The sequence below is a fragment of the Thiomonas sp. OC7 genome, assembly GCF_900634595.1.
Classification (GTDB): Bacteria; Pseudomonadota; Gammaproteobacteria; order Burkholderiales; family Burkholderiaceae_C; genus Thiomonas; species Thiomonas arsenitoxydans.
The window spans coordinates 390,146-402,864 of record NZ_LR131953.1; the positions used below are offsets into that span (position 1 = coordinate 390,146).

Annotated in this window: 11 protein-coding genes; all 11 read left to right on the forward strand. The window is 65.4% G+C overall.

Annotation, left to right across the window (positions count from 1 at the left end; all coding sequences use genetic code 11):
- Nucleotides 1-144: 144 nt before the first annotated feature.
- The 11 genes from mutL (at nucleotide 145) to BIO17B3_RS01920 (ending at nucleotide 12,714) form a co-directional block, all read left to right on the forward strand.
- Nucleotides 145-1,986 (forward strand): DNA mismatch repair endonuclease MutL, encoded by a 1,842-nt coding sequence (gene mutL, locus BIO17B3_RS01870; protein WP_156055206.1) that lies wholly within the window; start codon nucleotides 145-147, stop codon nucleotides 1,984-1,986.
- 4 nt (nucleotides 1,987-1,990) lie between these two features.
- Nucleotides 1,991-2,920, forward strand: coding sequence for a tRNA (adenosine(37)-N6)-dimethylallyltransferase MiaA (gene miaA, locus BIO17B3_RS01875; RefSeq protein ID WP_156052786.1), 930 nt, complete (start codon nucleotides 1,991-1,993; stop codon nucleotides 2,918-2,920).
- A gap of 47 nt (nucleotides 2,921-2,967) precedes the next feature.
- Complete coding sequence (locus BIO17B3_RS01880; protein ID WP_232054155.1) at nucleotides 2,968-4,068, forward strand: histidine kinase; 1,101 nt, start codon at nucleotides 2,968-2,970, stop codon at nucleotides 4,066-4,068.
- Nucleotides 4,069-4,081: 13 nt separating this feature from the next.
- On the forward strand, nucleotides 4,082-4,717 hold the full coding sequence (locus BIO17B3_RS01885) for a response regulator transcription factor (RefSeq protein ID WP_013122909.1): 636 nt from the start codon (nucleotides 4,082-4,084) through the stop codon (nucleotides 4,715-4,717).
- Nucleotides 4,718-4,857: 140 nt separating this feature from the next.
- Nucleotides 4,858-5,235 carry a response regulator transcription factor gene (locus BIO17B3_RS01890; protein WP_156052788.1) on the forward strand — a complete coding sequence of 126 codons (378 nt, stop codon included), beginning with the start codon at nucleotides 4,858-4,860 and terminating at the stop codon, nucleotides 5,233-5,235.
- A 384-nt stretch (nucleotides 5,236-5,619) separates the two neighbouring features.
- Nucleotides 5,620-6,294, forward strand: a complete 675-nt coding sequence (locus tag BIO17B3_RS01895; RefSeq protein WP_370512642.1) for a methyl-accepting chemotaxis protein — start codon at nucleotides 5,620-5,622, stop codon at nucleotides 6,292-6,294.
- 47 nt (nucleotides 6,295-6,341) lie between these two features.
- Nucleotides 6,342-6,710, forward strand: a complete 369-nt coding sequence (locus BIO17B3_RS01900; RefSeq protein ID WP_013105568.1) for a response regulator — start codon at nucleotides 6,342-6,344, stop codon at nucleotides 6,708-6,710.
- A gap of 20 nt (nucleotides 6,711-6,730) precedes the next feature.
- Nucleotides 6,731-7,072 (forward strand): STAS domain-containing protein, encoded by a 342-nt coding sequence (locus BIO17B3_RS01905; RefSeq protein ID WP_156052790.1) that lies wholly within the window; start codon nucleotides 6,731-6,733, stop codon nucleotides 7,070-7,072.
- A complete protein-coding gene (locus BIO17B3_RS01910; protein WP_156052791.1) occupies nucleotides 7,069-9,309 on the forward strand; it encodes a chemotaxis protein CheA in 2,241 nt (746 codons plus the stop codon). Before BIO17B3_RS01905 ends, BIO17B3_RS01910 begins: the two co-directional genes overlap by 4 nt.
- 31 nt (nucleotides 9,310-9,340) lie before the next feature.
- Nucleotides 9,341-10,954, forward strand: a complete 1,614-nt coding sequence (locus tag BIO17B3_RS01915) for a methyl-accepting chemotaxis protein (protein WP_156052792.1) — start codon at nucleotides 9,341-9,343, stop codon at nucleotides 10,952-10,954.
- Nucleotides 10,955-11,004: 50 nt separating this feature from the next.
- Nucleotides 11,005-12,714 (forward strand): methyl-accepting chemotaxis protein, encoded by a 1,710-nt coding sequence (locus tag BIO17B3_RS01920; protein WP_156052793.1) that lies wholly within the window; start codon nucleotides 11,005-11,007, stop codon nucleotides 12,712-12,714.
- Nucleotides 12,715-12,719: the final 5 nt, after the last annotated feature.

A 12,719-nucleotide genomic window follows, 5' to 3' on the forward strand; every position in this document is an offset into this window, starting at 1 on the left:
GAGCGCTATGGGCCTACGCACAGCCTGAAAAGTATACTGAGCAAACTTGTCGTTTCTTCTCTCGTTGACCCCGTCTCCAAGCCCCTCAACGAGGGGACGGCCGCCGCCACGCTGCGGCCTCGCCACCCTTTCCGTATCCCTGCCTTGCTGCAACCCCAACGCCCGATTCGTCCGCTGCCGGACGTGCTCATCAGCCAGATTGCCGCCGGCGAAGTTATCGAACGCCCGGCTTCGGCCCTGCGCGAACTGCTCGACAACGCCATCGATTCGGGCGCCAGCGCCCTCACCGTGCGCCTCGAACAGGGCGGGCTGGGCAGCGTGCAGGTCGAAGATGATGGTTGCGGCATTCCGGCCGAAGAGTTGCCCCTGGCACTGCTGCGCCACGCTACCAGCAAGATCGCCGATCTCGACGAATTGCACCACGCCGCACATCTCGGCTTCCGCGGCGAGGCGCTCGCGGCCATGGCTGCCGTGGCCGAAATCGAGATCATCAGCCGCCGCGCCGGGGCCGATGGGGCGCGCATTCACGCCAGCGCAGGTCAGGTCTCCGCGGTGCAACCCACAGCGGCGCAACAGGGCACGCGAGTGACCTTGCGGCAGTTGTTTTTCAACCTGCCGGCGCGCCGCAAATTTCTCAAGTCGCCGCAGACGGAATATGCTTGGTGCGCCGACGTGTTCAAGCGCACCGCCATCGCCCATCCCCAGATCGCCCTGCGGCTTTGGCATGACGGGCAACTCAAGCTGCAATTCGAGCGCGACCCTTCGCCGCACGGGCTCGACCGTCTCGCCGCCGTGCTGGGAGAGGCCTTCAGCGCGCACGCCCTGCCCGTCTCCACCCAGATCGGCCCGCTCGCCGTACGCGGGCTGATCTGCAAGCCCACGGCGGCGCGCGCCCGTGCCGATGTGCAGCACATCATTGTCAACAACCGCTGGGTGCGCGACCGCACCGTGGCCCACGGCGTGCGCGCCGCATACGCCGACGTGCTGCACGGCGCCTTGCAGCCGCAGTACGCCCTGCTGCTCGATCTGCCGTCTGAGCTGGTCGATGTGAATGTGCACCCGGCCAAGTCGGAAGTCCGGTTCCGCGACAGCTCCGCCGTGCATCAGGCCGTGCGCCATGCCGTCGAGCAGGTGCTGGCCCGGGCGGGCGGTGAGGCGTCTGCTTCGCATCCCTCCGCACCGCCCGCCGCGTGGGAACAGCCGCCTTCCGCTCTGCCCACGACTGCCGCGTTTGCCTTCGGCGTGGCGAGGCCGAGCCCTAGCCCGATTCCCTGGGATGCGCTCTCGCGCGCTTATGCCCCCTTGGCAACGGCGGACGCACCGCCCTTGCAGGCACAGGACAGCGCCGCGCCGCGCCCCTATGCGCAAGCCACCGACCTGGCCGCCGCGCAGCCTGACGACTTTCCCCTCGGCTTCGCCCTAGCGCAGCTTCTGGGCATTTACATCCTGGCGCAGAACCGCCACGGACTGGTGATCGTGGACATGCACGCCGCGCACGAGCGCATCGTGTACGAACGGCTAAAAGCTGCGGAACAGGCCGATGCGCCGGTGGCGGTGCAACCCTTGCTGATCCCGGCCGCATTCGCCGCGAGCGATGCCGAAATGGGCGCGGCGGAAGATCATGCCGATGCCCTACGGTCACTCGGCGTCGAGCTCGACCGGGCCGGCCCCAGCAGCCTGGTGGTGCGCGCCACGCCCACGCTGCTGGCGCATGCCGATCCCATTCGTCTGGCTCGCGGTTTGCTGGCCGATCTCATTTCGCAAGGCACCAGCAGCCGCCTTCAGGAGCGGCGCAACGCCCTGCTCTCCAGCTTGGCCTGCCACGGCGCGGTGCGCGCCAACCGACAGCTCACGCTCGCAGAAATGAACGGCCTGCTGCGCGATATGGAGCGCACCGAACGCGCCGACCAGTGCAACCACGGCCGCCCCACCTGGCGGCAGATCGGCCTGGCCGACCTCGACGCCCTGTTCCTGCGCGGGCGCTGAAGCCGTGACTCAACAAACCCCACAGCCTGTTCTCTGCCTCGTGGGCCCGACCGCCAGCGGCAAGACCGCCGCGGCCCTGCAACTCGTCCAGCAAGCCCGGCAGCGCGGCGAAACCGTAGAACTCATCAGCATGGACTCGGCGCTGGTCTATCGCGGCATGGATATCGGCACCGCCAAGCCCGGTCTTGAGGAGCGCGTCCAGGCCGTGCACCACTTGCTCGACATCCTCGACCCGTCGCAAAGCTACAGCGCGGCGCAATTCGCTGCGGACGCGCGCCGGCTTATCCAGGAAATCCGCCAGCGCGGTGCCCAGCCCCTGATCGTCGGCGGCACCCTGCTCTACCTCAAGGCGCTGCAATCCGGCCTGTCCGAACTGCCGCAGGCCGACCCTGCCGTGCGCGCCGAACTCGACGCCGAGGCCGCCCGGCTCGGCTGGCCCGCGCTGCACGCCCGGCTAGCCGCAGTCGATCCGCTCACCGCCGCCCGCCTTGCTCCGGGCGACGCCCAGCGCATCCAGCGCGCGCTGGAAGTGTGGCAACTCAGCGGTCGGCCTCTATCGGCGCATCTGGCTGCCGGGCGCGCGGATGACGGCCACCTGCCCCTGCGCATCCTCTCGCTGGAACCTTCTGATCGCAGCGTGCTGCACGCGCGCATCGCCCAACGCTTCGAGCAGATGCTGGCCGCCGGGTTTCTTGACGAAGTGCGCGCACTGCGCCAGCGCGGCGACCTCAGCCCCGCGCTGCCCTCGATCCGCGCCGTGGGCTACCGCCAGGCCTGGCATTATCTGGACGGCGACATCAGCGCCGAGCAGTTCCGCGAGCAGGCCATCGCCGCCACCCGCCAGCTCGCCAAACGCCAGCTCACCTGGCTGCGCTCCATGCCCCAGCGGCAGATTTACGACTGTCTCGATCCGCTGAGAATTCAAGTTTTCTGAGGGCGCGCCGTTAAGTGGAATGTAAATTCCACTCCTGGCTGCCCTCCGTGCCCCCGTTCCAAAGCCCTCCTCCACCCGTTCAAGATCTGTCTTCGGACGATACGCCCTGGGCCGCGCATCCGCTCTCTGGCTTCGGTCTGGTGTTCCAGCTCAGCCAGCGCGCCGGGCAGTTGCAGTTCACCCAGGCCAGTGAATCGGCGCAAATGGTCTGCGGCCTGAACGCGCAGGCGCTGCTGCGTTCGAGCACGGCCTTTGTCGGGCGAATTCATGCCGCCGATCAGGCCGATTTCCACGCCTCGCTGCAAGCCAGCGCGCTGCACGGCGAACCGTGGAACTGGGAGGGCCGCATCCTCACCGAGGGCGAGATCAAGTGGATCAACATCCGCGCCGCAGTGAAGCGGCTCGATGCCACCCAAGTGCAGTGGAACGGCATCATGATCAACATCAGCCATGCCCGCCGCCGCGAGTCCGATTTGCGCGACATGGCCGCGCACATGGAGCGCGCACGCGAGCAGGAACGTGCCCGCCTCGCCCGCGACATGCACGACGAACTCGGCCAGTTGCTCACCGCGCTGAAAATGGACATCAGCCTGCTGCGCCGGCGCCTCGGGCCCGACGACGCGCAGCTCAACAGCATGACCCAGCTGGTGGATGCCGCCACCGCCGCCGGCCGTCGCGTGGCAGCCCAGCTCCGGCCCGCCGTGCTCGATCTCGGGCTGAGCGACGGGCTGCTCTGGCTGGCCGAGGAGTTCAGCCAGCGCTACGGCATTCCCGTTTCGCACCAGATCGAGGGCGCCGGTGAGCTGGACGACCTCACCGCCATCCAGATCTTCCGCATCGCGCAGGAAGCCTTCACCAATATCGCCCGTCACGCGCAGGTCAAATCCGTTCGCCTCGCCCTGGCCCGCACACCCGGGCTGATCGCGCTCGACATCGTCGATGACGGGCTGGGTTTCACCCCGGCCACGCAGACCAGCGAAAAATCCTTTGGTTTGCGCGGCATGCGCGAGCGCGCCCATCTGCTCGGCGGCACGCTCGATTGCGCCAGCGTGCCCAACCACGGCACCACCCTGCGCGTGCGCGTGCCCTGCATCGAACGCGGCACACCTGCCGACGCGCCGACTTCCGGCAAACCGATCTCCGCCTGAAGCGAGGCCGCAAATGGACGCCGCCCGCGTGCTCATCGTTGACGACCACGCCCTTGTGGGCGCCGGGCTCGTTCGCATGCTCGAAGCCGAGGGGCTGCAGCCGCACTGGTGCGGCGACACCGCCGCAGCGCTCGACGCCCTGCGCGATGCCGCCTGGCAGGTGGTGCTGCTAGACGTGTCTCTGCCCGGCGGCGACGGCCTCGATCTGCTCAAACGCATCAAGGCCACGCACCCCCGCCTGCCCGTGCTCATGCTCAGCATGCATGCCGAGCATTTGTTCGCCCTGCGCGCCCTGCGCGGCGGCGCGGCCGGCTATCTCACCAAAGACAGCGCGCCCGATGTGCTGCTCGACGCCATCCGCGCGGCCACCCAGGGCAAGCGCTACCTCACCGCCACCGTCGCCGAGCAGTTGGCGCATCACTTTCAAGAGGGCGCCGCCGCCGACGCCCCCGCGCATCAAACCCTGAGCGACCGCGAACTGCAGGTGCTGCTGCGCATCGGTGCCGGGCGCACCGTGGGCGAAGTGGCGCGGGAACTGCACTTGAGCGTCAAAACCGTCAGCACTCACAAAACCCGCCTGATGCAAAAGATGCACCTCGAGCGCGACGCCGATCTGGTGCGCTACGTCCTCGACCATGAATTGGCATGAACAGATCCACGCGGGTCAGAAATTTCCTACAAATCAACGCGCCCTTGTCTCAGTCTTCAAACCGCTGGCGGCCGATGTTCGCCGCGCGACCGCAGGCCAACAATGTCCCCATACATCCTGAATTCTCTGAAAGCTGAGTCATGCAACTGATGGTGGTCGACGATTCTGCAATGGTGCGCGAGCGCCTGGCCGGCCTGCTCTGCGGCATTGATGGGGTGCAAGCCGTGCTGCAGGCCGATTGCGGGCAGCAGGCGATGGAGCTGTTGGAGCAAGACACCGCAGGCGCGGTGCGCTTCATCGTGCTCGATATCGAAATGCCGGGTGAGAGCGGGCTGCAAGTCTTGCAGCGCATCAAGTCCAGCCGGGGCGATATCTGCGTGGCGATGTTCACCCAGCACGCCAACTCGCAGCACCGCGCCCGCAGCCTCGATGGAGGCGCCGATTATTTCTTCGACAAGAGTTCCGACATCGATCGGCTCGAAACCCTGGTGCGCCTACTGGCCGCGCAGCCCCATTGAACTTCCCTGCAACCCAACCTCCCGGCAACACTACCTCCCATAACCCGCGTTGACTCCGCCATGACCCAAGACGCCACGACCTCCCCTCCCGCCCTGCAGCACAGCGATGCCGCGCAGCAGATCGACGCCCTCTGCGCACAGGCCTTACCCGTGCTCGGCCAACAGATCGACGCCGGACGCGCACAGATGGAGACCGCCATTCTGGCCTTGAGCCAGCGCTTCTCCAGCCTGCACAACCGCCTGGAAAACGCTGTGAAGGCGTCGCAGCATGCCGCCGCGGGCATGGATGGCGGCGAAGGCGTGGTGGCGGTATTCCGCCGCAGCGAAGGCGAACTCGGCGCCGTGCTCGAGCAGTTGCGCACCGCGCTGGACAAGCGCGCCGCCATGGTCAGCGAAGTGTTGGGCATGTCGCGCTACACCGAGGCGCTGGAGAAGATGGCGACTGAAGTGGCGGCGCTGGCGGCCAAGACCAATCTGCTCGCGCTCAATGCGGCCATCGAAGCCGCGCGGGCTGGCGAAAACGGCCGCGGCTTCGCGGTGGTGGCCGACGAAGTGCGCAAGCTCTCGGCGCAATCGCGCGATACCGGGCGCAAGATGGGCGAGCAGGTGAAGATCATCACCGGCGCCATCCAGACGCTCACCCGCTCGGCCGGGCAGTCGCAAATCGAGGAGCAGCAGTTCCTCACCCAATCCGAATCGTCCATCGATCAGGTGCTCGCCCGCCTGCGCGATGTGGCCACGGGGCTGTCCGATTCGTCCGACCTGCTGCAACGCGAAAGCAGCGGTATCCGCGAAGAGATCGGCGACGTGCTGGTGTCATTGCAGTTCCAGGACCGGGTCAGCCAGATTCTCACCCACAGCCGCGACAGTCTCGACGCCCTGGTGGTCGAACTGCAGAGCTATCAGTCGCGCCGCGCCAGCAACCCTGAAGCCGCGCTCGACGCCTCCGCCTTCATGCAGCGCATCGCGGGCGGCTACACCACGCAGGAGCAGCGCCTCAACCACGACGGACAGTCCACGGTGGACGCGCAAGACGGCGGCGACATCACCTTTTTCTGACTCCAGCAAACCCTTGTTTCGATCCCCTCTTTCAAAAGTACATTGCCATGGCCAAAACCATTCTCATCGTCGACGACTCCGCCTCACTGCGTCAGGTGGTCAACATCGCCCTTGCCAGCGCGGGCTACGAAGTCATTGAAGCCGTTGACGGCGTGGACGCGCTGACCAAGCTCGATGGCCGCAAGATCCACCTCATCATTAGCGACGTGAACATGCCCAATATGGACGGCATCACCCTGGTGAAAGAGATCAAGCAGAAGGCCGACTACAAGTTCACGCCCATCATCATGCTCACCACCGAAAGCCAGGACGACATGAAGGCGCAAGGCCAGGCCGCAGGCGCCCGTGCCTGGGTGGTCAAGCCCTTCCAGCCGGCGCAGATGCTGGCTGCGGTCTCCAAACTCATCGCACCCTGAACCCCGCCAGAGGAGACGCTGTGGACATCATCCCCCATCAAGCCGGCCCGGCTTGCAGCGTGACGCTGCAAGGCGCGCTCGACATCTATGCCGCCGCCGAGGTGCGCATCCAGCTGGCCGAACTGATCGCCCAGCATCCCCTGGTCGAACTGCAATTGGCCGCGGTCGACGAGATCGACGCCTCTGGCGTGCAGATTCTGCTGGCCGCCAAGCAGCAGGCCAGCAATCTGGAGCACAGCCTCAAGCTCAGCGGGCACAGCCCCGCCGTCATCGACGCCCTCGAACTCTGCGGCCTGCTCGCCTACTTCGGCGACCCGGTGGTCGAGTTCGGCCACACCACAGCCCCCAAGGAGCACGCATGAGCTTCGAACAACAAATGCAGCAGGCCATGCGCTCCTTCATCGTCGAAGCGCAAGAGCTGCTCGAAGGCATGGAACGCGGGCTGATGGAGCTCGAACCCCAAGGCGGCGCGGATGACGTCAATGATGAGGCCTTGGATGGCGAGCACATCAACGCCCTTTTTCGCGCGGCCCACACCATCAAAGGCTCGGCCGGGCTGTTCGGCCTCGACGGCATCGTGCGTTTCACCCACCATCTGGAGAGCGTGCTCGACCAGATGCGCGCAGGCAAACTCGCCGTCAGCAGCGAACTCGTCGCGCTGTTGCTGCAAGGGCGCGATCACCTCGCGCAACTGATCGACCAGATCGACAGCCAAGGTGCCTGCATCGCCGACACCCCGGAAGAACAGGCGCTGGTCACCCGGCTGCAGGCCGCTCAGCAGCCCGCAGGCGGTGCGCTGGTCGTGGCCAAGCAAAGCCCCATCGCACGAGGCCCCGCCTCGGAAGAAGCCGCTCCCGTCACCGTGGTCGCGCACGGATCGGCGCTGACGCCATCGTGGCACCTATCGCTGCGCTTCGGCGCCGACAGTCTGCGCAACGGCATGGACCCGTTGGCCTTCATCCGCTATCTGCGCGGGCTGGGCGAAATCGTCGGTCTCGTCACCCTGACCGACGCCCTACCCCCGCTCGACGCGATGGACGCCGAGACCAGCTATCTCGGTTTCGAGATCAACTTCAAGAGCGAGGCCAGCAAGGAAGAAATCGCCGCCGTGTTCGAGTTCGTGCAGGAAGACAGCACCATCCGCATCCTGCCCGCGCACAGCCGCATTGCCGACTATGTGCAGCTCATTCGCAGCCTGCCCGAAGACGACCTGCGGCTGGGCGACATTCTGGTACAGATCGGCACGCTGACACAGAAAGAATTGAGCGACGCGCTCAACGCGCAACACGACGCGCAGGCCACCGGCGCACCGGCCGCCCCCTTGGGCGAAATTCTGGTGCGCGAAGGCGCCACGCACCAGCCCATCGTGCAAGCCGCGCTCGACAAACAGAAGCAGATCAAAGATAAACGCAGCCGCGACAACCAGATGCTGCGCGTGGCCGCCGACAAGCTCGACGCCCTCATCAACCTCGTGGGCGAACTGGTGATTGCCAGCGCCGGCAATGCGCTGCACGCGCAGAACGCCAGCCAGATCGAAGCCGCCGCGCAGATCACCCGGCTGGTCGAAGACATCCGCGAGCGGGCGCTCAAGCTGCGCATGGTCGAGATCGGCGAAACCTTCGCGCGCTTTCAGCGCGTGGTGCGCGACGTATCGCGTGAGCTGGGCAAAGACATCGCCCTGGTCATCGAAGGCGCCGACACCGAGATGGATAAAACCCTGGTCGAGCGCATCGCCGATCCGCTGATGCACCTGGTGCGCAACTCGATCGATCACGGCATCGAGTCGCCCGAAGTGCGCAGCGCCCGCGGCAAACCCGCCCAAGGCACCCTCAAACTCGCCGCCCGTCACGACTCGGGCAGCATTCTCATCACGGTTTCAGACGACGGCGGCGGGCTGAACCGCGAGCGCATTCTTGCCAAAGCCGTCGAGCGCGGGCTGATTTCGACTGAGGCCGCCGCCGCCCTGCCCGACGCCGAGGTGTGGGCGCTGATTTTCGAGCCCGGCTTCTCCACCGCCGACGCCGTCACCGACCTGTCCGGCCGTGGCGTGGGCATGGACGTGGTCAAACGCAATATCGAAGCCATTCGCGGCAGCATCGACATCCAGAGCAGCGCCGGTGTGGGCACACAGATGCACCTGCGCCTGCCCTTGACGCTCGCCATCATCGACGGCTTTCTGGTGCAAGCCGCCGGGCGCACCTTCGTGCTGCCGCTCGACGCGGTGATCGAGTGCATGGAGTTTGCGCCCACCCAGTCGCAGCAGGGCTATATCAACCTGCGCGGCGAAGTGTTGCCCCTATTGCATCTGCGCGAACAGCTCGGCCTGACCGACTCCGCCGCTGACTCGCCGAACACCCGCAGCAATGTGGTGGTCGCGCAAATCGGCGGGCAGCGCGCGGGCATCGTCGTCGATGCCCTGCTTGGCGAATATCAGACCGTCATCAAACCGCTGGGCGCGCTGTTCGCCCACCTGCAAGGCATCAGCGGCTCGACCATTCTGGGCAACGGCGAAGTGGCGCTCATTCTCGACGCCGCCCCCCTGATCAGCCGCGCCAGCCGCAGCGCGCAGGGCCGCCAGGCCCCGGTACTGAGCAACTGAACCCCTTCAACGTCCGCACACTGAGCCTTCCATGTTCAACAACCTTCGCATCGGTACACGCCTCAGCCTCGCCTTCGGCCTGCTCATCGTTCTTCTGCTCGCCAACGCGGCGTTCGGGCTGTACGAAGCCTCTCGCATTCAGAGCCATCTGCAGCTCGTGGTGCAAAACCGTCTCGCCAAGGAGCGAGCCGTCACCATCATTGCCAACAGCAGCCAGAACACCACACGCATCATGCTGCGCAGCCTGCTGTCGCAGCAGTTCAGTGATGCCGATCGTGCCCTTATCGCTGAACAACGTGTGAATACGGACGCCGCTTTCAAGACTTTGGAGTCTCTTCAACCCACCCCGCAGCTGCAAACCCGGCTCGACAACCTGCGCGCCATCATCGCCAAAGGACGTTCGGCGCAACAGACCGCGATTCCTGAAATGCAGCGAAGCAACTTCGGCACCGCTGCGGCCGATTACCTCAAATCCGGCTTGATCGTGTCACGCGAGGTTCGCCAGGAAACCGCGGCGATCGAGACGATGTTGCGGGGTCAGACCGATGCGCTTTACGCCCAGAGCGAGGCCGATTTCGTCGCTGCCCGCAATGCCAGCATCGGCCTGGCGGTGCTTGCTCTGCTGCTGGCCATCGCCGCTGCCTGGCTCATCACCCGCTCCATCACCCGCCCCCTGGCCGAAGCCGTTTCTGTGACGCAGCGTGTCGCCGAAGGCGATCTGTCGGTGCGGGTGGCTTCCACCTCGAAGGATGAAACCGGGCAGTTGCTCACGGCTTTGGGGGAGATGGTCGGGCGGCTGACTTCGGTCATCGGCTCGGTGCGGTCTTCGGCCGAGCAACTGCTCTCAGCGCCCACGCAGGTGCCGGCCACTTCGCAAAGTCTGTCGCAGTCGTCTTCGGAGCAGGCGGCTTCGGTGGAGGAAACCTCGGCCACGCTGGAGCAGGCGACCGCTTCGATTCGCCAGAATGCGGATAACGCCCGTCTGACGGATTCGATGGCGCAGCAGGCGGCAGGCCAAGCGCGTGAAGGGGGTGCGGCGGTGCAGGGCACGGTCTCGGCGATGCAAGCCATAGCGGAGCGCATCTCGATCATCGATGACATTGCGTATCAGACCAATATGCTGGCTTTGAATGCGGCGATTGAAGCGGCCCGGGCTGGAGAACATGGCAAGGGATTTGCGGTGGTGGCCGCGGAGGTGCGCAAGCTGGCGGAGCGCTCTCAGGTGGCGGCCAAGGAGATTGGCGATCTGGCGACTTCGACGGTGAAGCAGGCGGATGCGGCGGGTAGCTTGATTGCGCAGATGGCACCCAATATCTCGAAGACTTCGGATCTCGTGCAGGAGATCACGGCGGCTTCGGAAGAACAGTCGACCGGCATGCAGCAGATCAATCAGGCCGTGGCGCAGCTCTCGGCCGTCACTCAGCAGAACGCCTCGGCTTCGGAACAACTCGCGGCCACTGCCGAAGAGATGAATGCGCAGGCGCAGGCGCTGCAGGAAAGCATGGCGGGTTTCCGGCTTAGCCAGGAAGCGTGGGTCACGGCGGCTAAACCGGCCACACGGCCTGCCGCAAGCAAGGCCCGGGCGGCTAACGAAGACAGTCTGCCGGTGCTCACGCAATCACAGCCGGAGTTCGTGCGGTTTTGAACCTCAACATCCCCCTTCACACACTCACCTTCCGTTCACAAGGAACTCTCATGCGATCCAGACAGGGCTTCAAGCTCGACATTCGCCGCAGCCTGTTGCTGCTTTCCGCGCTGTTCATTCTCGGAATGATCGGCATCACCCTGCTCAATGTGAGCCGCTTGCAGTCGTCCATTCTGACCGAGCGCGAGTTCATGCTGCGCAACGCCACGCAAACCGCTGAGGGCGTGATTCAGTATTACTACCAGCAGGCGCAGGCCGGCAAGCTGACCACGCAGCAGGCCCAAACCCAGGCGATGGCCGCCGTCAAGGACATGCGCTACGGCGCGAAGAAAGACGGCTACTTCTGGATCACCACCGACACCACCCCGGTGCCAACCATGCTGATGCACCCCACGGTGCCCGCGCTCATCGGCAAGGTGCTCGATCTGCCCAAGTTCGACAACGCCACCGGCTACCGCCCCGGGCTGGAGGCCAAGCCGGTTGATACCGACGGCAAGATGAACCTCTACACCGCGCAGAACCTCGCGGCAAAAAATCCCGATGGCGGCATTTTCGAATACCGCTTTCCCAAGCCCGTTGCGGGCGGCGGCGCCACCCAAGAGGCCTTCCCGAAAGTGGCCTACGCGATCAATTTCGCGCCTTGGCACTGGGTGATCGGCACCGGGGTGTATGTCGATGACGTGAGCGCGGCCGCGTGGGCTTACAGCACGCAGGGCCTCATCATCTCGGTCATCGGCATTGCCCTGCTAGTGGCGCTGGCGCTGTTCATCACCCGCCGCACCAACGCTTCGATGCGCAACGCCTTCGCTGTGTTTGCACGGCTTGAGCAGGGTGACTTGACGGTTCGCATGGACCGCCGCAGCAACGACGAAATCGGTCAGGTCATGGCCTCCGCACAAAAGATGATCGACCGTTTTACCCAGACCATCGGCTCGGTGCGTTCGTCGGCCGAGCAACTGCTCTCGGCATCCACGCAGGTGTCGGCCACTTCGCAAAGCCTGTCGCAGTCGTCTTCGGAACAGGCCGCTTCGGTGGAAGAAACCTCGGCGACCGTCGAGCAGGCCGCTGCCTCGATACGCCAGAACGCGGACAACGCCTCTGCGGCCGATGCGCTCGCCCAACAGGTACTGCAACATGCCGACAGCAGTAAAACCGCCGTTGGGCAGGCTTCCACCGCCATGCAAACCATCGCGGATCGCATTTCGCTGATCGATGACATTGCGTACCAGACCAATATGCTGGCTTTGAATGCGGCGATTGAAGCGGCCCGCGCCGGAGAACATGGCAAGGGCTTTGCCGTGGTGGCCGCGGAGGTGCGCAAGCTGGCCGAGAAAAGTCAATCCGCAGCCAAGGAAATCGGCGATCTGGCCTCCACAACGGTCAAGCACGCCGATCACGCCACTCACCTGATTTCTGAATTGGTCACTCTGAAGACGAAGAACTACGGTCTCGTCCAGGAGATCGCTGCGGCGTCCACGGAGCAGGCCACGGGCATGCAGCAGATCAATCAGGCCGTCGCCCAGCTCTCCGCCGTCACCCAGCAGAACGCCACGGCTTCGGAACAACTTGCGGCCACGGCCGAAGAGATGAATGCGCAGGCCAGCGGTCTGCAAGACCTCATCAGCCAGTTCAAAACCGACGCCCAAGCGACGCCAGCCGTAGCCCAGTCGCGCACAGCAACGGCCCCCGCGCGCCGACCCGCTGCCACGCCGCGCCCCACCCTGGCTGCAGCCGGTGCGGGCGACTTCGTCAAATTCTGATCAGC

Bases quoted from the DNA above. Each gene is read 5' to 3' on its own strand.
- BIO17B3_RS01910 (WP_156052791.1), top strand. From the start codon at position 7,069: ATGAGCTTCGAACAACAAATGCAGCAGGCCATGCGCTCCTTCATCGTC.
- BIO17B3_RS01890 (WP_156052788.1), top strand. From the start codon at position 4,858: ATGCAACTGATGGTGGTCGACGATTCTGCAATGGTGCGCGAGCGCCTG.
- BIO17B3_RS01895 (WP_370512642.1), top strand. From the start codon at position 5,620: ATGGTCAGCGAAGTGTTGGGCATGTCGCGCTACACCGAGGCGCTGGAG.
- BIO17B3_RS01900 (WP_013105568.1), top strand. From the start codon at position 6,342: ATGGCCAAAACCATTCTCATCGTCGACGACTCCGCCTCACTGCGTCAG.
- BIO17B3_RS01915 (WP_156052792.1), top strand. From the start codon at position 9,341: ATGTTCAACAACCTTCGCATCGGTACACGCCTCAGCCTCGCCTTCGGC.
- BIO17B3_RS01885 (WP_013122909.1), top strand. From the start codon at position 4,082: ATGGACGCCGCCCGCGTGCTCATCGTTGACGACCACGCCCTTGTGGGC.
- BIO17B3_RS01920 (WP_156052793.1), top strand. From the start codon at position 11,005: ATGCGATCCAGACAGGGCTTCAAGCTCGACATTCGCCGCAGCCTGTTG.